Origin of the sequence: Haloferax marisrubri (genome assembly GCF_001469875.2) — an archaeon.
GTDB lineage: Archaea > Halobacteriota > Halobacteria > Halobacteriales > Haloferacaceae > Haloferax > Haloferax marisrubri.
Map to the genome: position 1 here is coordinate 1 of NZ_LOPW02000024.1, position 275 is coordinate 275.

Below are 275 nucleotides of genomic sequence, written 5' to 3' on the forward strand. Positions count from 1 at the left end.
ATGTGCGCCAACTACCTTCGGAGTCATTACGAGCGCTTCAACGGGCTGGACGATGTCTACCAGTTCCGCGTCCCCGAGACGATTCCCGCGTTTTCCTTTTTCGATATTCGGCCGGCACTCGACGCTGGACGGAATCGGGCGGACGCGATTCAGGACAAGGTCGACCACTTCCACGATATCATGCGGATGATCATGGGCCGCGAGCAGTACGGACAAGCGTTCGTCGCAAACGAGATTCTCAGCTACCTCATCAAGGCGCTGTTCGACGAGGAGTA

1 protein-coding gene is annotated in these 275 nt (G+C 57.1%); it reads left to right on the forward strand.

The annotated features are described in order from the left end of the window. On the forward strand, window positions 1-275 hold a 275-nt coding region (locus AUR65_RS19410; protein ID WP_146047453.1), incomplete at both ends, for a hypothetical protein.